The sequence below is a fragment of the Halobacteriovorax sp. YZS-3-1 genome, from assembly GCF_047084945.1.
Classification (GTDB): domain Bacteria; phylum Bdellovibrionota; class Bacteriovoracia; order Bacteriovoracales; family Bacteriovoracaceae; genus Halobacteriovorax_A; species Halobacteriovorax_A vibrionivorans.
On the sequence record NZ_JBKIYI010000001.1, the window covers coordinates 790,914 to 808,592 of the forward strand.

The following is a 17,679-nucleotide window of genomic DNA, read 5'->3' on the forward strand; positions in this document are numbered from 1 at the left end:
TTCGGCTTAAAGGGTTATTTAATTTAGTAAAATAATAAGAAAAGCTAGATTAATTCTTATTGAGAGTTTCGTAATTCTAGTGACTTATTCGTCTGACTCACTCATAAGTTGTTTAAATATGTTATTTTTTCGCATTTGTAACAACTTCATAATATCAGTGGCCGTCTCTTCGAGAGCGCGGTCAGTAACATCAAAAACCGGCCAGCGTTTATTCTTATTAAAGATTTGATTGGCCCATTCGATCTCTTCGATAACTTTATTTGTATCGGCATAGTCACCAGTGTGCTCTGTTGCCCCAAGTTTATTTAAGCGATTTTTACGAATTGAATAAAGAGCTTCAGGATCAATTGTTAGAGCAAAGATTTTTCTTTGATCGATTTCATAAAGTTCTTTAGGAAGTTCTTGTCCATTAATGATTGGGATATTTACAACTTTAATACCATGTTGAGAGAGGTACACTGAAAGTGGTGTTTTCGAAGTACGAGAAATACCAACTAAGATTACATCTGCCAGATGAAGAGTTTCAACATTTCTTCCATCGTCATGATTTAGAGTAAACTCCATGGCCGCAACTCGATCAAAGTATTCAGAGTTTACCGCATGAAGTAGACCTGGTTCACTTTTTGGCTCTTGGTGAAAGTAGTTTGAAAAAGTTGTTAAGACAGGTCCCATAAGGTCCAGGGATCTAACATGCTTTTTCATTGAAATATCTTTTGTATATTCTCTTAATTCAGCTGAGACAATTGTATAGATGACGAGATCATGATGAATCGCTGCTTCATCAAAGATTGATTTGATTTGTTCTTTTGTTCGAACATTTTTAAAACCAGTGTAGAAGACTTCACTTTCTGGGAATTGTGTCATTGCCGCACGGCTAATGGCCTTTGCAGTTGATCCCGTTCCATCAGAAATAATAATAATTTTCATCTTCTTCAAAATTGACCTCTTTAATTTCTTTATTGTCTTACTTTATTCATTTATGAAGTTACAGGCAAGTTTAATGGCATCATTTCGCTCACTAATAGGATGAAATCGATTAAGTGGTAAAACTTTCTTTAAGAAAGTTTTTTGAGACTTTGCTAAGCGTCTCGTTGCAAAATAAATTTTCTCGCATAATTCCAGATGATCCTTAATTTCACCATCAAGAAATTGAATTGTTTCTTTATATCCAATCGTTTTTAATGCTTTTAGTTCTTTGTGATGGGCAGGGTCTTTCATAATTTGAAAGACTTCATCAATAAGGCCTTGGTTAAGCATATCTTTAGTACGTTTTAGAATAATTTCCCAATGCTCCTCCTTGGGAAGATCGAGACAAATATTCAAGGTATCCCAACCATGAATATTCTTTGAGAAGTCATATGCGCCTGCTTCATCAGCACTTTTCTTTTGATCAGAAATCTTCTTACCTGTCATGCGATGATATTCATAAGCTCTAATTCTACGATAGTGGTCATTCTCATGGAGGTTTTCAAGAGACTCAGGATCGTTCTTTAAAAGGTAGTTAACGATCGCCTCCATTCCACTTTCTTCATAGAGTTTCTTTGCTTCTTCTTGGATGGACTCATCAGTTGTGGGTGAGTCATACATTCCTCTAATAAGGCTTCGTAGATAAAATGCACTCCCTCCAACTAAAATTGGAACGATTCCTTTCTTATGGAGTTCATTAATTTTATTCTTAGCAAGTTCGACAAAATCAGAAGCATTGAGTTCCTGTGTGATAGGAGAGATGCTTACCAGATGATGAGTGACACCATCCATTTCTTTTTCGTCTGGCTTGGCGCTACCGATATTTAGTTCATTGTAGAAGAGGACGCTGTCAAAATTAATAACATGGCATTTTTCAGTACCTATTTTCTTGGCGAGATCGATACTTAATCCGGTTTTTCCAGAAGCTGTTGGACCTAATATGAGAATTAATTTATTTGTCATTTGAGTAACTTCTTCAGTTTTTTTGCACTAATGGTTTTAGCGAGTTTTAATTCCACAAGATCGTAGAAAGGAATGATGGATAAAAGCTTTCTAATATCACTTCCTTGAATGAAGACATCATTTATAATCTCTTCACCTTTTAATAAATTTTCACACATCTTTGCATAAGGTAGGTCCTCAAAGAGGTGAGAGACAGAGCGAAGAACACATGTATGTTCATCTAGACGGTCAACTTCAAAGCCGAATTTAAAGTATTGCGGAAGGTTTTCCATCTCTTTTTGATCATATGAAATTGGCTCAGAAATAAGAAGAGGAGTCATCTTATCGAGATCCACTACTTCCATTAGTTTCTCTATTAAATTCTGTGCATCTAGAAAGTATGCTCCGCGATCAATGTGACTTAAGAGAAATAAATTATCTCCAAGAGCACAAATTGTTAATTCGTGCTGAACACCAGAGTCAAATAAAGAGCTTTGACCATGGCCATCGATTTCTTGTTGAAAGCGAGAGAGATCTAAACTCGATTGATTAGAGTTTGATTCGATATGCCCAGAAAATCCTGTATTAAATAAACTATTTGAAAGTGAGTTTAAATTTGTTTCTTCTTCATCAATAGCAAGTGTATTGAGTTCTACTTTATCTTCATTTTCTGAAATTAACTTCTTTGCAGTAGCGCTGGTTAAAGAAAAAATCTCGTTTGCTTTTAAGAATTTAATAATCGTTTTATTTGGGTGTACATTTACATCGATCTCATTTTCTGGAACATGTAATTGCATGATATAGTCACCAGTTTGACCTGGTTGCCAAATCTTTTCCATATTTCGAATGATAATTTGATGAAGCTTCTTATCTGTGAAGAGTCGATTATTGACGAAGAGATACTGTTGTTTCCCGCTATATCCTTTAGACGAGTCTTTAGAGATATACATTTTACAGTGAGATCCAAGATATTCTCCATCAGTATCAAAAATCTCAGGGCGATGTTTTCGACTTTTCTTTTTAAAAATCTCGCCTATTCGAGTTTTTATATCATCTTGCGCTCTATATATTTCAGGGTCATTATCTTCCCATGTAATCGCAAATTCAACGTGAGGGTAGTTGATAAGAAATGAATTGATTACACGTTTAAGTGCATTCTTTTCACTCTGACCTGATTTTACAAACTTCAATCGTACAGGAGTGTTGAAGAATAAATCTTTTACATATGTAGAAGTTCCGCATTTGTGACTTGCATATTTTGAATGCTCGACAGTTTGCGCGCCATGAATGACAAATTTAGCTCCCTGTTCAGGATTCGCGCGAGGAGCGGAGTGACATGAGATTCTTGCAACAGATGAAATTGAAGCAAGTGCCTCGCCACGGAAGCCAAAGGTATTTAGGCGATATATATCTTCAAAGTTATTAATTTTAGAAGTTGCGTGACGACAAAAAGCGTAGGGTAGTTCATCAAAGAACATACCATCACCATTATCTTCAATAGCAATAAGATCAAGGCCATTATTTAAAATGGTAACTCGAACCTTACTCGAATTTGCATCGATTGAGTTTTCTAGTAATTCTTTTAGAACATTGGCCGGGCGCTCGACAACCTCACCGGCCTTGATTTGATCAATTAAGTGTTCAGGAAGAAGGTTAATTCTATTTTTAGTATTTTCTATTATTTCCATTAGTACGAACTAGTCGCGATAGAAATTAACCTGGTTTCTTCCTCCCTCCTTGGATTTGTAGACAGCAGCATCGGCTCTTTTAAAAAGATCTGTTCCGCTACTAACTCCTTGTCTGTAGTCGGAAACGCCAATAGATGCAGTTACAGGCAACTTATTATCGTCGTAAATAAAATCGTGAGTTTCAACTGCCTTTCTTAGGCGCTCAGCAATTTCGTATGATTGTTTAATATTAGTTTTTGGAAGTAAAACAACAAATTCTTCACCACCATAACGTGCAAAAATATCTGTTTCTCTAATTCCATTTGTACGAATAACTTCAGCTAGCTCTTTTAAAACATAATCACCAGCATCGTGTCCGTAGTTATCATTAAGTTTTTTGAAATGGTCTAGATCGAAAACAATTAAAGATAGGGGAGTTCCCGTTACTTTTGATTTTTTTACTTCTAAATCAAGTTTCTTATTAAAGTATGACTTATTATAACAAGAAGTTAATCCATCTGTATTAGCTTCTAGTTGAAGCTTGTCGTAAGTAAGCCTCTCTGGGTCTCCTTTTGGGAGATACTTAAGTGCAATAGCACCCATTTTAATAATGTCACCTTTTTGAAGTTCAGTAGGAGCTTCGATTTTACTATTATTTAAAAAAGTTCCATTACGTGAACCAAGGTCTTCTACATTATAACCTTCTTCAGTAGCGTTAAGCTTAAAGTGCTCTCTAGAGATACCATTGAACTCTAGTGGGATTTCACACTTTGCACTTCGGCCAACAGTAAGTTCTTGTTCTGTAAGATCAAAAAGAGTTCCGTTGAGTTCTCCTCCTACTACAAGAAGGGCCGCTGGCTTATCTTCAGCTTCTTTATTTGCCGAAGCTAAGGCTGCTTTAATATCAGTTAAAACTAGAGTAGCGTCATCACTCATTAAATTGTCCTTTCAATACTTTATGAAGTTCGTTATATACCCGTAAATTTTAACCACTGGCCCAATTTTAATCAAGATTGGAAAACATTTCTATGTGGATAAACCGAGTAATTCTCATAGGTTATCAAGCCATTCAAAACTATATATTTTCCCAGCCTCAACTCCCGGTTGATTAAAAGGGTCAATCTTTAGGCAAAAACCTGTGACGGCCGTTAAAAATTCAAAAAATATAACTAGTTTGGCCAAGTTTTCTTCATTAAGTTTATTTATATTAAAAACAATATGTGGAACGTTTTGTTCTTCAAGTGCTTTCTTTGTTCCAAAAAACTCTGAATCCATTAAATTCTTTAAAGTGAATCCACTGAGCTTTTGAAGTTTTGGGTGATCAAATTGATTTTCTAATTTTAAATCTTGCTCACTTTCTTTGATATTTATTAGAAGCATCACTTTATTAAGTGGGCCTTCCATGAATAATTGCATCTGTGAGTGTTGGTCTGTTGCACCGTAGCTTGGAATTGGTGTTAGTCCAACTCTTTTTCCATCTTTGTCTTTTTTCCCAAGACTCTCTGCCCACAGCTGAATAAACCAAAACGAAAGGTCTCTTAAGCGGCTTGAATAAGGCATAAAGACAGTTTGGTCATAACCATTTTCATGATGATTTAAAATCATGGATACCGCTTTTTTGAAGCTATCAAGATTTGATAATTCACTTCCAAATGAAAAAGCACTACGACATAATTCTTCGATATCAATTTCGGCAAATAGAGCAGGTAGTAATCCTACAGGAGTAAGAACACTGAAGCGGCCACCAACATTTGTTGGGATATCTAAAGTTGTAATTCCAAGGTCATCACCAAGCTCTCTTAATTGAGATGTTGATGGGTCACTGGCAAAGACAAAGTAATTAGCAAGCTCACTTTCTTTTACACCATGACTTTTTAGCTCATTAACCATAATGGCAAATGATGCGAGTGTTTCAGCAGTTCCACCAGACTTTGATACAACATAGAAAAGGGCATCTTTAAAATTAATCTGATTGATTTGCTGAGCAGTTTTATCTGGGTCGATATTATTTATGAAATGAAATGTGCGCTCTGTATTCTTTGATAGTGCCGAGATTAACATTTCTGGCCCAAGTGAACTTCCACCAATACCAATTTGAACAAAGTTTGAGCGATCTTTAAAGCGCTCAAAGATAGTATGACATTGATTTTGATATTTTTTATCAGATAGCGTTTTAACAAAGTCGAAACGTTCCGATGCAAGAAAGTTATCAACTTCCTTTTGGATTAAATCTGTCTTATCAGATTCTTGGATATATGAATTAAATTCGATTTGCATTATTGCCCATATTCCTTTTTAAGTTGTCTTGAAATAACAACTTTTTGAATCTGATTAGTCCCTTCAACGATCTGAAGAACCTTAGCATCTCTCATGAAACGCTCAACTGGATATTCTTTCGTATAACCAACACCACCAAGGATCTGGACGGCATCAGTTGTTACTTTCATGGCCGTATCACTTGCGCGCATTTTTGCCATTGAAGCAAGTTTTTGATTAGACTTTCCATCATCAATTGATTTAGCTGCTGCTTGAACTAGTAGTCTTGCAGCTTCTACATCACAGGCCATATCGGCCATCATGAATTGTAGTCCCTGGAAATCAAAAATAGCCTGTTTAAATTGCTGTCTTTCTAATGAATATTTAATTGCTTCATCAAGAGCACGCCCAGCACAACCAACTGAGATTGAGCCAATCGCAACACGACCTTTATCAAGCCCACTCATGGCAACTTTAAAACCTTCACCTTCTTTTTGAAGCAGGTTTTCTTCAGGGATAAAACAATTTTCGAAAAGTAGTTCACGAGTCGGAGAGATATTCCAACCCATCTTTTTTTCTTTCTTACCGTAAGTAAAACCTTCTGTTCCATCTTCAACGATGAATGCAGAAACGCCTTTTGCTCCTTCTCCACCAGTTCTTGCCATGACAACATAAGTTTTTGCAATTCCACCTGAAGTGATCCAAAGCTTTGAACCGTTAAGGATATATCCACCTTCAACTTTCTTAGCTGTAGTTTTCAAACTTGCTGCATCTGAGCCTGCTCCTGACTCTGATAGGGCAAAGGCACCAATGGCCTGACCACTCGTTAGAGGAGGTAGGTATTTTTCTTTTTGTTCTTTGTTTCCAAAAGTATTGATAATCGTTTGTACCATTGATGAAACTGAGATTGTTACAGCATAGGCAACTGATGATTTTGCAATCTCTTCAAGTGCGTAACTATAATCCTGACATGGTAAATCTAATCCACCGTATTCTTCTGAAGCTGTCATTCCTGTAAAGCCAAGTTCTCCAAGTTCGTTGAAGATTTCCATACGGAATTTACCTTCAAAGTCATCGTGCTCCATTAGAGGTTCTATTTTTTCTAGGCGAAAGCGCTTTAGGCCTTCAACGATTTCTTTTTGCATATCATTCATAGCTAAACCTTTAGAATTGTTCATTTAATTTTAAAATCCACATACACTACCAAATAAATCTTAAATGGTTAAATTTTATGAATTTAATGATCTAAGTCTGTTTTTTTAGTACGTGATTACAGTAGGTTATCATAATAACCATTTCACTAGGTTTTATTTAGTGGAAAACTACGTTACAATATAGAAAAGGGTGAAACTCCCTTCCACGCGCTAGCAAGGAGAATACTTATGAGACAACATGATGTTAATTTAGGCCATGGAGCTAAAGCCACAAGCGCCGAAGAATTTGAATTAACGAATTCGTTTCCTTACATGATAATTGTCACGTCTTTTGCAGTTATCACAATCATGCATTTACTTATTAATCCTATGGCAAAGCAATTTGCTAACCAGTTTCTTGGTCGTTAGGCCAATATTGTCCTAGGCCGCCAACTTTTTTGGCCTAGGATCTACTCCCAAAAATTACTCTAAGTATCTAATTTTACTTTTTCACTCTTAATATCCTTAGTTAATTTCCAGATCTTACTTAAAATAGGTACATGGAAACTTTAAAAGAATTTAGACCAGACAGTATTAAGAAGTATTCAACGACAACGAAGAAGCTTCGCAAATCTAGAACAAAGTCGAAGAAGAGTAGTGCATCTATTTTTTCGACGTCAAATATAGCTCTTTTAGTGGGTGTTCTACTATTAGGTTATGGTAAGTATCAAAGTAGTGTAAAACTTAAAAAGAAAAATCAAATCATCTCAAGTATGTCTCAAGAGCTTGATAAGCTTAAAATGGAAAAGATGAAATATATGGCCGATAAGAAAATTCAGGCCATTGCTAGTCAGACACTTGATAGTAAGAAAAGTCATATTGAGTCTTTAAAGGCCATCGTCGCTAAGAGTAAGAGTGATCTTACTAAAGTATCAAACGAATTATCGGAACTTAAAAAGCTAAAAATGACCGAGCTTCAATATAAGACTAAGCTTGCTCAAATAGAAAAGGATTACCAGCAAAGACTTGATGCTCACAATCTAGATAGTACTAGAACGATAAAAAAGATGGGACGCCAGATGATGGCCGAAGTTGATAAGATCAAAACAAGAGCACCTGCTTCAGCAAGTACTCATGTGGTAAATTATAAGTCATTTAAAAAAGTAAATAAGAGCCTTAAAGCTGTTCCTGCTAAATCAAGTCATGGTGATCTAGAGGTAGGAGAGTGGCACGATAGTAGTATGGAGTTTTAATTTCCATATTCAAAGCTAGCAATAGACTTTAAGGCCATTTCTCGACGATAGATAATTTCATTTGGAAGTCCTCTGAGATCAACTTCTCGTGCTTCTTTCTTTATTGAATCGACAAGCTTTTTCAGATCCTTCTTAGTTTTACTTATAAAGAATATATCAAAGAAATCAATCGAGTTTCGATCAACTTTTACTTCACGTGAATGATTTAGGTAAATCACAAGGTTTTCTAAATAGAGTAGATTAACAATTGCCTGTTTTTCATTTGTGGCAACTTTCTTTAGATCCATTTTATGTAGATATGAGATAAAGTCCTTAATATTAATAATATCAATAAGTCGTGCGGAGCCAATTAGCTGAATGAGATCTCGTCGATAACATTCTTGTATATATTCTTCACATCGTTTTAATCTATCTTCTTCTTTTAGCTCACTTATTGTTTCTTGCGCTTTAGACGGATTAAGATAGTAATATGTTGGAAGAGTTATCGCTAAGAATAATACGAATACAGTAATAAATTTAATAACATCTGATAATTTATTTTTTGTCATTAAAATATATCCCAAAACCAAATTTGATTTTACTCTTAGGGTCCTTTGGTTCAACGACCTTAATCATTACGCGACGATTAGGATTCCAAGCATTTGGATTCTTTTTCTTCTTAGCTTCAAAATCTTCTTCACTTAATAGTGGTTCAGAGTCACCTTTAGTAATTGCAAGTAGAGTCTTTGGTCCAAAACCATAGTACTCAAAGCGAGATAAGACTTTTGCTGCTCTAATTGCACCTATTTGCCAAGGGCCATTTATTCCCTGAGTTCTACTTTCTTCCTTTGAATCAGTGTGTCCTTCTATAATGATTCGATAATTTGGATTCTTTGTTCTAATAATATCAATCATCGTATCAAGTGATTCAATACTACTAGAGCTAAGCTCAACACTTCCTTCTTCAAATAGAATACTACTTGAAAAAGAGATCACTAATTGATTGTCTACAATGGAGATTTTTGAATTCTTATCAAGCTCAGGATGTTTTGAAATTTCTTCCCAAATCTCATTGAGTTTTACTTCGGAGGTTTTGTACTTTCCTTTTTGGAATGATTTAGAAAGTTCATTTGCTTTCTTATTAAAGCCAACCGGATCATAATTAGCAAAGGCCATCATAAGAATGAAGAAACAAGCAATTAGTGTCATCATATCTGCATATGAGACTAGCCAACCGCCTTCATCATCTCCTCCGCCTTGCTGTGGTGCTTTCTTCTTTATTGCCATAATTAGCTCGCAGATTTCCAATCAAGTCTTTCATTAGGTGAAAGGAAAGAATTTAGTTCCTCGGCCACTAAAACTGGATTTGATTTTTCTAAAATATGCTTAACACCCTCAAGTACAATATTGTCTTTAGCTTCCATTTTTCTTTGAATTTCTTCAAGATTTTCTGAAATAGGGATAAAGCCTAGGTTTGCAATGATAACTCCATAAAGAGTTGTAATTAGACAAACTCCCATGGCCGGACCAATCATCTTCATGGCATCTTCTCCACCAAGGTTTGCTAGAAGGACAATCATCCCAATAGTTGTTCCCATCATTCCAAATGCTGGAGGGAACTTTCCAAGAGTCTTAATCTTTCTTGTATCTTCACTTCTTAGTTGATTCATATTGTATGCACGTTGCTCAAGAATCTCGATAACTTTCTCTTTTGATAAAAAACCATCAGCAATTAACTCGAGTCCTTCTTTTAGAAATTCATCCGTTGCTTTACCTGGTAAGTTTTCTGCTGATTCACCCGATCGATATGCTTCACAAATCTGCATGATTTCTTTAATTACAGCAGGTGAGTCCACCATTTTTCCACCAAGAAATTGCTTGATAAATATCTTTAATAAACCACCAATTTTATTAAGTTGGAATGCAACAGATGTTGCTGCAAATGTCCCACCAAGAACAATAAATAGTGATGGACCATCAAAAAATAAATTTAAGTTATCAGAAGATAGCTTTAGGCCCGCAAAGAGGATCGCGGCAGAAATGATTAACCCAATGATTGAGAAAATATTCATTAAGAATTCCTTGTAAATAATTAATATTTCAAGTTAGATATCGGAACCTCTTAATATTACTTAAACACAATTTAAGAAATTCACGCCCCAGATTCTTTGCGCTTTATGAAAAGATTCAAAAAATGGCCAAGACATCGAGCATAAGCCGAGAGATAAGATCTCATCTCTAAGTAATTGAAATTATTGGTAGGTAAATAATTCCTTTGTATTGTCATCTGCCTGATTAACTGAATTTTCTAAATAAGATTACGATAGGTCTTATGAATTTTTAAACGAAATTTACTGGATTTACAAAAATTATGAAACAGCTTTTATTTATATTAACGATCCTGACGCTACTTTCTTCTTGTATAGGGAAGGTTGAGGATGCGAACTCGAAAGAGACTAAGGGAATCAACTCTGGTGATACAGTACTGAACTTCGAAGGGATTGTTGAAGCAGTACCAATTGCTCCTGATAAAGTTGAGGTTTACTTTGCTCCGTCAACTGTAGATGCAGCTGAAGTTACTTATGTCATTAATTACGATGGAGCAGCAAACCCTATAACAGTGCCAGGTGAAACTCTCATACCAGACTATCGAGGATTACTTCGCTATACAGTAAATGATCTAAATATTAACACCTCTTATCTATTTAATGTACAGGCCCAAGACAGTGACGGTGTTCAGTCTGTTAATGATGCCCTTCAAAGTGCTAAAACATTTTCAAATGAGACAGCAAACTTCTTTGGTGTCGGAAATGTTAGGAACCTATCTGGAGGGGATTCTAAAAACTCATTATTGGTAGAGTGGCCAGCTGCTGAAATTGTTGGTGGGTTTATTCCAGATGATGTCGACCCTTCAAAATACGAGGTAATTTTAATTAATTCTGACTTAGCAACACCTATTGCTTTTGATGATGACTCATTTTCACCACCAGCACGAATTGTAAATTATGTAAGTAGTTCAAAAGTTTCACAACAGATAAATGGACTATTACCTGGAACGATTTATTATGTAAGGGTACGAGCTATACATCACGGCTATAGCACATATGGAAGTGATCCAGACTATCTAAAAGAATCAAATAATCGCTACCTTATTGCGGAGACTTTAAGTGATGATGCATCTGAAATTAATGTTGATCTTGAAAGTTTAGAGGTTGAGGTTCCTGCAGACCAAACAGGTCGAACTTCATTAAATTTGTCTTGGTCTCAAGGTGTAGGTGCCATTGATCATTACCGAGTTTATTATAAAGAGAACTCAACTGGTTCAGGTTGGTCTATTTATAAAAATGGACGTGACGACATTTGTAATGGACAGGAAACAAGTGATCCTGCCTACTTCTGTAAGAAAGTATCTTTTGATGTTAACCAGACAAAGATAGTAGAACTTGAATCATATACTGATTACGAAGTATATCTTTTACTATGCTTAAATAGCACATGTACTCCAGGTAACTATATCGAGTACACGTCGTCAGGTGTACATCGTACAAGTCCTCCTAATGCATCATTTTCTGGAATTACTGAAATTAAAGGTCCAAAGAACTTTTGGGCATTAAATGAAGTATATCTTCAATATGATCCGGTTGATTTATCAACAGGTGTTTTAGACGGATTATTAGTTGAGGTTAAAGCTCGTTCAACAGGTGAGCCTTCTATTGATACATTTATCAACCATCCAGATACGAGTAATCCAACATCAATTTATAGTTCTGAAATTGATTTATTTAATGATGATGAAGTCTCTATTCGAGGTGTTGATATGAATGCATCTGAAGAATATTGTTTTTCACTTATTCCTTATGTCTACATCGACAATATCGTTACACCAAATCGTTCAAGTGAAGTTACAAGTTGTATTCTTCCTCGAATTGTTGCTCCAACTGTTGAAGACTTTGGAGGATTTGTTGGTAATTTACAATTTGATGCCGGAACAGGCTCGAGCACTGTCTCGTGGTTACCACCAGAAGAGGGTGTATTTGATCGTTATGTTATTTTTGTAAAAGTAACAGCTGGGCCATTTAGCTTTAGCGATGCAGTTAATGGCCATGCAGACTATTTACGTTATGAAATCGATTATACAGATATTAGCTTTACGCTTTCATTTATGCCTAGCGGTAACTATACGTTTGGTATTTTAACTTATTTATCACAAGAGGATTTATATTCTGAATATAATTCTGGCACTCAGACAGTGTCGATTCCTTAATGAGAAAGGTGTTTATTATAATGTTGAAAAGGATTTTTATTTCGATTTTACTAATGACTGCAATTACAAGTTGTATTGGTAAAGTTGAAGATGCAAATTTAGAAGAAGCAAGGAATGCTGAAAGTGGAAAGACGGCCATTTCATTTAGTGGTCTCACTAAAGTAATACCAATCTCACATGATAAGGTGGAATTATATTTTTACCCAGCAATTGGGCCAACTTCAGAATTAACTTATTTAATTAAAATTAATAATTCAATCGTACCAATTGAGGTTAAGGCCGACTCCCTAATGCTAACAGATGAAGGCTTATATATCTTTACTGCAACAGGATTAGACGTAAATACAGATTATACGTTCTCTGTTGGAGTACGTGATGGACGAGATGGTAGTCAAAGTGCAAATGATCGTACATTAGCAACTCGAACTTTCTCAAACTATACAGCAGACTTTGCTGGAATTTCATCAGTTGAGCCTGTCGTCGGTTCTGCCGGTCAAAATTCTGTTACTGTTAAGTGGGTACCAGCTGTGACTTTAGGATCAACATTTAATGCTAAACCAAATGATCCAGTAGCATATACAATTTCTTATATAGCAGCAGAAGATGGTGGTGTTTCAGATTTAATTCAAGATAACCATCCAGCAATTCAAAGAGAGCAAAACCCTAGTAGTTTATCATCTACTCCAAGTGGAAGTACCGAAAGAGAAAGAGTTATTACAGGTTTAATGCCAGGAAAGAAATATTATTTCAGAGTAAGAGCAATACATAAAGCATATGCTTCATATGGAACTCTTGAAGGCTATAAAACTGAAAAGAATAATAAAGTAATGGCCGTGGATACATTATCGGCCGGAGGTTTATTTGATTGGAATACAAATTCACTTCAAGCAATAACACCTGATGGAGATGCTGGACTTTCAAAAATGGGATTTTCTTGGGTTAGCGCTGTTGGCCCATTTGCTGGTTATCGCTTTTATAATGTTAAAATGGCCGATGCTACAGACTCTCAGGCAATAGCTGAGTCTAATAGTGCAGCAGCAGCTGTTGATACGGTTTATGTTGATAACTTAAATGCCTCTTCTGATTATGAAACTTTAGCTGCTGATGACTTATCTACAGATATTATCAATCTTGATAGTTATGCTTATTACCGTGCTTTCTTAGTCGCTTGTCGAACTATTACATGTGGAGATGGAGAAAGAATTATTGGTAATCCTGTCTTGTATAGAGTGGTTCCTAAAATGGCTTCATTTTCAGGTATTTTAAAAATTAATAGTCCTCAAGACATTGCAAACTTAAACCAAATTAAAATCCAATTTGATGCCCCTGTTATTGAGACTGGTTATATTAATGAATTTGATATTTATTGTTACGAAAGCTCTACGGATAATTCACCAACTGTTCTTAATTACAATGTTGCAAATACAAGTGGAAAACCCGGTTGTAATGGTCTGACACGATTAGAGCCAACACCTAGCTATAATGGTTTTTCTACTTTCAATGAGATTACGATACAGTCAAACTTCTTTGCTCCAGGTGATACTGTCGCTGATAGAGAGTATTGTTTTTCTGCTGTTCCACGAATCGTTGGGACCAATTATACAAATAGCGATTTAGAAAATGCCATTATTAGATGTGTAACTCCAGTTATTAAAGTTCCAACTATTGATGATTTTCCAGGAGTAAATACAAATACATGTACAATGGGAACTGATACTTTAGATGTATCATGGAATGCTCCTACAAATGGTATTTACGATAGCTATGTACTTTTTTATCGAGAAAATGACGGTACAGATTTTAAGTTTTCAGATGCTCTTGCTGGTGATGCTAGCTATACTCGTGTGGATAGTATTACAGCAACTAATTATACAATACCATCTTTAATTCCTGGTAAAACTTATCAATTTGGTGTGCTTCCTTACGTTACAATGGGAACTCCTATTTATGGAGAGTTCAATGTTGGAGTTGGTAATTGTACAATACCAATCCCTAATCCTCGTTTTGAAGAATGGGTTGATATTTTTGCTGTTGGACCTAAGGCCGATGGACTAATTACGCCTACTGGACCAGATAGACAAAAAGAATATTTATTCGAAACTCTTAATAAATACGGTCAGCCTCTTGAGGTAGAAATTGTTGATGGAACATATGGGCCGACTTCTGCATTTGAAGATCAGTTTGGTCAAATCAACGGCTCAAATATCTTTAATGGGGCCTATGGTTCTAAAGACGGTGATGTTAGTAACGGTGTTCATCAGTATTCAAATTCTGGGATGATCCGTATCGCTTGGAAGGATATTACTTTTAATTCTGGCTCTTCAACAATGTCAGATATGATTACGACATATGAAACAGGAGCAATTAAAAGAGACCGAGAGGTTGGATATCGTGTCTATCGTTCAGATGATAATCAATTAACTTGGAAGGATATCACTTCTGATGACTTTGAATTTCAAACTGTTGCTAATAAAGGTTTACTACATCCTGAGGACTATTCAGAAAGAAAGAGATCAAATGCAGCTGTTGATACATTCAAGGCAGTAATGTTTACAGATTATTCAGTAAAAAGCTTACGTGATGAGAATGAATTTAATAGAGCTCGAATTTATTATTATAAAGTTGTTCCTGTATTTAAGGGGAGTGAGCTTGAATATGATCGAGAAAACGAAAATCCACAGCATATTATAAAGGTTGTTCTACCTCCTGAGAATATGGCCTTAGTTCATCGTTTAATGGCCAATCGTCAAACATGTATGGAAGTAGGTAAGGATCATACAACAGATGTTAGCCAATACTACACATGTAGCTGGAATGGTGTTGGGGCCAGAGGCTTAAGTACTCCATGGATTAATGGTACTACTGTATACGATTTTGGACCTTCAATGTTAATTGATCGCTTTGAATTAGGTTGTAACTTCACAAGAGGTGATTATGGAAATGAATCCAGTAATCTTTCTGGCGCTCCTTTTGACTTCTTTGGATTAAATGATAATGGAACAAAGTTTAAAGGTTGTTTCAATCCTTTTGGAAGTAGTGGTACAAATCAAACGAGTGGAGCAGATCATCCTGCCCCTGGTGCATCTTATGCCGATCGACGTCAGTACCGAGTTGGTGACTGTATAGGCGATGATAGCACGATGATGTTTCCTGGAGATAGTACGTGTAGTAATCCTGCAACTTCACTTTTTAGAAGATTTTCTGCACCAGGAACGCCTGATAGTACTAATTTTCAAGACTGTAGTGATGCCGATCAAATTGCTATGAATTTCTTTAATCCATATGGTGATTCAAGTTCTTATAATGGAACGGCAACGCAAAGTGAATTTGCGGCCGTTTTCTATAATCGAAATGGAACCAATTCTATCTATGATCAAAGCACGTACGGCTACTATCGTGGTGCTGGTGGTGCCGCAAATATGGACAGCAATAATATAAGTCTATCTTATAAGAATGCACCATCAAGATGTTTAATAAATATTCCTGTCCAAGATAACTCTATTGGTGCAATGGGAAGTGGGCGCTTAAAGTCACGTTGGTTACCTGTAAATAAGCTTAATCGCTTAAGGCATAATGGAGCTGACGTCGATATAATGAATTCAACTCTAAATGAAGTTATTTCAAATAACTCGCTATATGATTCAGGCGCTAACTCTGTGCCTAACTCTACTTATTTAGATCTTGCAGGATCTTCTCGATACCGAGGGGATACAAAAGTTGCGAGAATCTTTTCTTCGAATGATTCTAAACTACCTGCTTTAACTGGTCTATCTCAAGAGCAGTCAAATGCCATCTGTGAAGCTTATACCGTTAAAATTGGTACTTATAATGATGATTCGAATACTTTTACTCAGGTCGGTAGTGATAGACAAAAACGATTAATGAGAAGAACAGAAGGAATCGTTGCAAATCGATACCCTAAGGATTTCGATGATCTCTTAATTGATAGTCTTGAAAAAGGTACTTTTGTACAAGCTGCAGAAACATCTGGTGTAAGTTTAAACTCTTCTTGTAATGTTGAAGGAAGAGATATTGAGGACGGAGTTCATTACTGGGAAACCTATTCTGGTGAGGCAATACAGACTCGATATACTTCTAATCTTAATGGAGATGCTGCAAATCCTAGTAATCCTCCATTTATGACAGGGTCTAGTTTTTACGATGCTGATGGACAATTTCATAGTACGCAATCATGTATATCTCGCTTTGGTTTACAGGATGTGATTGGAAATCTTGCAGAGTTTTCTTCTGAGCAATTCTATTGTGACTTCAGCGGAGAACAACTAATGGTTGGAGGTGGTGCACCTTCAAATTCAATCTCTGTTGGTAGTGGTGCAACCTATGATAGCTCTTTGACAGCATGGGTTCAATCTTCTCCAGATACTGGGAGATGTTCAGTTTCTGAACTTGGGTCTCTGAGATCAAATACACATAGTGTTAGTGGAACACAAATTCCGATATTTGATATTTTTGGAAATGTTAATACAGGTGTTGTTGGACAAGAAAATATACTCGACAATAGCTCAATTGGCTTTTTAAGAAACGGCGGAGATGGATTCTTTTTTGATTTTGGACAAACAAACTTTGCTCCTCCATTGTCAGATAATGATACGATGTCATTATTCTGGACTGATAATGTTAAATCTCGTGCTAGAGATATTGGAGCTGATCCAAGACGTGGCCGTTACTTTAGTCCTATTTTTGGAATGCCTCTTGAGTGTCAAGGATCTGTTTGTAATACAAGTGATGACAATAAATCAATTACACTTGATGAATTCGTTACCTCATTTTCTCTTCTTCCTTCTGAATTCACAATCTCTGATTTTCCAGTAGGTAATAGTCAAATTTTTTCAGATGGTATGTCTGAAATTAATGTGAATATTGATGAATACAAATCACCTGATACATATGCATATTCATACAACTTTATTCAATCAGTTGATGCTGGTACAGGAACATCGACAACTTATGCAGATAATAATGGAGGAGCATTAAAGTCCTCTCTTGATAATGACGGAATCTCTGCTAATCGAGTCTGGTGGAGAGTTAATCGAGGTCGTATGAATATTCAAAACTTTGGTAGTTCAAAGGATGAAAGAACAGGTCGCTACAATGCTTTTATTAGAGGTGTGAGTGAATCAAATGAATCAGCTTATACAACTGTCGGTATACGTTGTGCAGTAAGAATTGAAGAAAGTAATGAATAAATAAGAGAAAAA

General features: G+C 35.9%; 13 protein-coding genes. 4 read left to right on the forward strand and 9 right to left on the reverse strand.

The window, feature by feature from the left end:
- Positions 1-84: 84 nt before the first annotated feature.
- The 6 genes from ACMAZI_RS03810 to ACMAZI_RS03835 all read right to left on the reverse strand — a co-directional run bounded on the left by ACMAZI_RS03810 (position 85) and on the right by ACMAZI_RS03835 (position 6,985).
- Positions 85-927 carry a pyruvate, water dikinase regulatory protein gene (locus tag ACMAZI_RS03810; RefSeq protein WP_233500239.1) on the reverse strand — a complete coding sequence of 281 codons (843 nt, stop codon included), beginning with the start codon at positions 925-927 and terminating at the stop codon, positions 85-87.
- Positions 928-969: 42 nt separating this feature from the next.
- Entirely contained in the window at positions 970-1,929 is a 960-nt protein-coding gene (miaA, locus tag ACMAZI_RS03815) for a tRNA (adenosine(37)-N6)-dimethylallyltransferase MiaA (protein ID WP_412473744.1), read from the reverse strand.
- Positions 1,926-3,596, reverse strand: coding sequence for a DNA mismatch repair endonuclease MutL (gene mutL, locus ACMAZI_RS03820; protein ID WP_412473743.1), 1,671 nt, complete (start codon positions 3,594-3,596; stop codon positions 1,926-1,928). Before mutL ends, miaA begins: the two co-directional genes overlap by 4 nt.
- Positions 3,597-3,605: 9 nt before the next feature.
- Entirely contained in the window at positions 3,606-4,511 is a 906-nt protein-coding gene (locus ACMAZI_RS03825) for a GGDEF domain-containing protein (protein ID WP_114705509.1), read from the reverse strand.
- 114 nt (positions 4,512-4,625) lie between these two features.
- Positions 4,626-5,852: a glucose-6-phosphate isomerase gene (locus ACMAZI_RS03830; protein ID WP_412473742.1), complete on the reverse strand. Its 1,227-nt coding sequence runs from the start codon at positions 5,850-5,852 to the stop codon at positions 4,626-4,628.
- Positions 5,852-6,985: an acyl-CoA dehydrogenase family protein gene (locus ACMAZI_RS03835; protein ID WP_114706233.1), complete on the reverse strand. Its 1,134-nt coding sequence runs from the start codon at positions 6,983-6,985 to the stop codon at positions 5,852-5,854. Before ACMAZI_RS03835 ends, ACMAZI_RS03830 begins: the two co-directional genes overlap by 1 nt.
- Before the next feature lie 228 nt (positions 6,986-7,213).
- Here ACMAZI_RS03835 and ACMAZI_RS03840 point away from each other — a divergent pair, with 228 nt between their 5' ends.
- Together ACMAZI_RS03840 and ACMAZI_RS03845 are read left to right on the forward strand one after the other, a co-directional pair.
- Positions 7,214-7,393: a hypothetical protein gene (locus ACMAZI_RS03840; protein ID WP_114705507.1), complete on the forward strand. Its 180-nt coding sequence runs from the start codon at positions 7,214-7,216 to the stop codon at positions 7,391-7,393.
- Positions 7,394-7,524: 131 nt separating this feature from the next.
- Positions 7,525-8,217 (forward strand): hypothetical protein, encoded by a 693-nt coding sequence (locus ACMAZI_RS03845; RefSeq protein WP_114705506.1) that lies wholly within the window; start codon positions 7,525-7,527, stop codon positions 8,215-8,217.
- On the opposite strand, the gene ACMAZI_RS03850 is transcribed toward ACMAZI_RS03845, so the two are convergent.
- The 3 genes from ACMAZI_RS03850 to ACMAZI_RS03860 are packed head-to-tail and all read right to left on the reverse strand — an operon-like array spanning position 8,214 to position 10,268.
- Positions 8,214-8,765, reverse strand: coding sequence for a hypothetical protein (locus tag ACMAZI_RS03850; protein ID WP_412473741.1), 552 nt, complete (start codon positions 8,763-8,765; stop codon positions 8,214-8,216). The two genes, ACMAZI_RS03845 and ACMAZI_RS03850, sit on opposite strands and share 4 nt — an antisense overlap.
- Complete coding sequence (locus ACMAZI_RS03855; RefSeq protein ID WP_412473740.1) at positions 8,752-9,483, reverse strand: flagellar motor protein MotB; 732 nt, start codon at positions 9,481-9,483, stop codon at positions 8,752-8,754. The genes ACMAZI_RS03850 and ACMAZI_RS03855 overlap by 14 nt, the downstream gene beginning before the upstream one ends.
- 2 nt (positions 9,484-9,485) lie before the next feature.
- Positions 9,486-10,268 carry a motility protein A gene (locus ACMAZI_RS03860; RefSeq protein WP_120405323.1) on the reverse strand — a complete coding sequence of 261 codons (783 nt, stop codon included), beginning with the start codon at positions 10,266-10,268 and terminating at the stop codon, positions 9,486-9,488.
- 299 nt (positions 10,269-10,567) lie between these two features.
- Between ACMAZI_RS03860 and ACMAZI_RS03865 the strand changes: the two genes are divergently transcribed.
- On the forward strand, positions 10,568-12,460 hold the full coding sequence (locus tag ACMAZI_RS03865) for a hypothetical protein (RefSeq protein ID WP_412473739.1): 1,893 nt from the start codon (positions 10,568-10,570) through the stop codon (positions 12,458-12,460).
- A 53-nt stretch (positions 12,461-12,513) separates the two neighbouring features.
- Positions 12,514-17,667 (forward strand): fibronectin type III domain-containing protein, encoded by a 5,154-nt coding sequence (locus ACMAZI_RS03870; RefSeq protein ID WP_412473738.1) that lies wholly within the window; start codon positions 12,514-12,516, stop codon positions 17,665-17,667.
- The last annotated feature ends 12 nt before the right edge of the window (positions 17,668-17,679 follow it).

What these genes read in the sequence shown, in the direction of transcription:
- ACMAZI_RS03810 (WP_233500239.1), bottom strand. Translation starts at nt 927, where the DNA reads ATGAAAATTATTATTATTTCTGATGGAACGGGATCAACTGCAAAGGCC.
- miaA (WP_412473744.1), bottom strand. Translation starts at nt 1,929, where the DNA reads ATGACAAATAAATTAATTCTCATATTAGGTCCAACAGCTTCTGGAAAA.
- mutL (WP_412473743.1), bottom strand. Translation starts at nt 3,596, where the DNA reads ATGGAAATAATAGAAAATACTAAAAATAGAATTAACCTTCTTCCTGAA.
- ACMAZI_RS03825 (WP_114705509.1), bottom strand. Translation starts at nt 4,511, where the DNA reads ATGAGTGATGACGCTACTCTAGTTTTAACTGATATTAAAGCAGCCTTA.
- ACMAZI_RS03830 (WP_412473742.1), bottom strand. Translation starts at nt 5,852, where the DNA reads ATGCAAATCGAATTTAATTCATATATCCAAGAATCTGATAAGACAGAT.
- ACMAZI_RS03835 (WP_114706233.1), bottom strand. Translation starts at nt 6,985, where the DNA reads ATGAATGATATGCAAAAAGAAATCGTTGAAGGCCTAAAGCGCTTTCGC.
- ACMAZI_RS03840 (WP_114705507.1), top strand. Translation starts at nt 7,214, where the DNA reads ATGAGACAACATGATGTTAATTTAGGCCATGGAGCTAAAGCCACAAGC.
- ACMAZI_RS03845 (WP_114705506.1), top strand. Translation starts at nt 7,525, where the DNA reads ATGGAAACTTTAAAAGAATTTAGACCAGACAGTATTAAGAAGTATTCA.
- ACMAZI_RS03850 (WP_412473741.1), bottom strand. Translation starts at nt 8,765, where the DNA reads ATGACAAAAAATAAATTATCAGATGTTATTAAATTTATTACTGTATTC.
- ACMAZI_RS03855 (WP_412473740.1), bottom strand. Translation starts at nt 9,483, where the DNA reads ATGGCAATAAAGAAGAAAGCACCACAGCAAGGCGGAGGAGATGATGAA.
- ACMAZI_RS03860 (WP_120405323.1), bottom strand. Translation starts at nt 10,268, where the DNA reads ATGAATATTTTCTCAATCATTGGGTTAATCATTTCTGCCGCGATCCTC.
- ACMAZI_RS03865 (WP_412473739.1), top strand. Translation starts at nt 10,568, where the DNA reads ATGAAACAGCTTTTATTTATATTAACGATCCTGACGCTACTTTCTTCT.
- ACMAZI_RS03870 (WP_412473738.1), top strand. Translation starts at nt 12,514, where the DNA reads ATGACTGCAATTACAAGTTGTATTGGTAAAGTTGAAGATGCAAATTTA.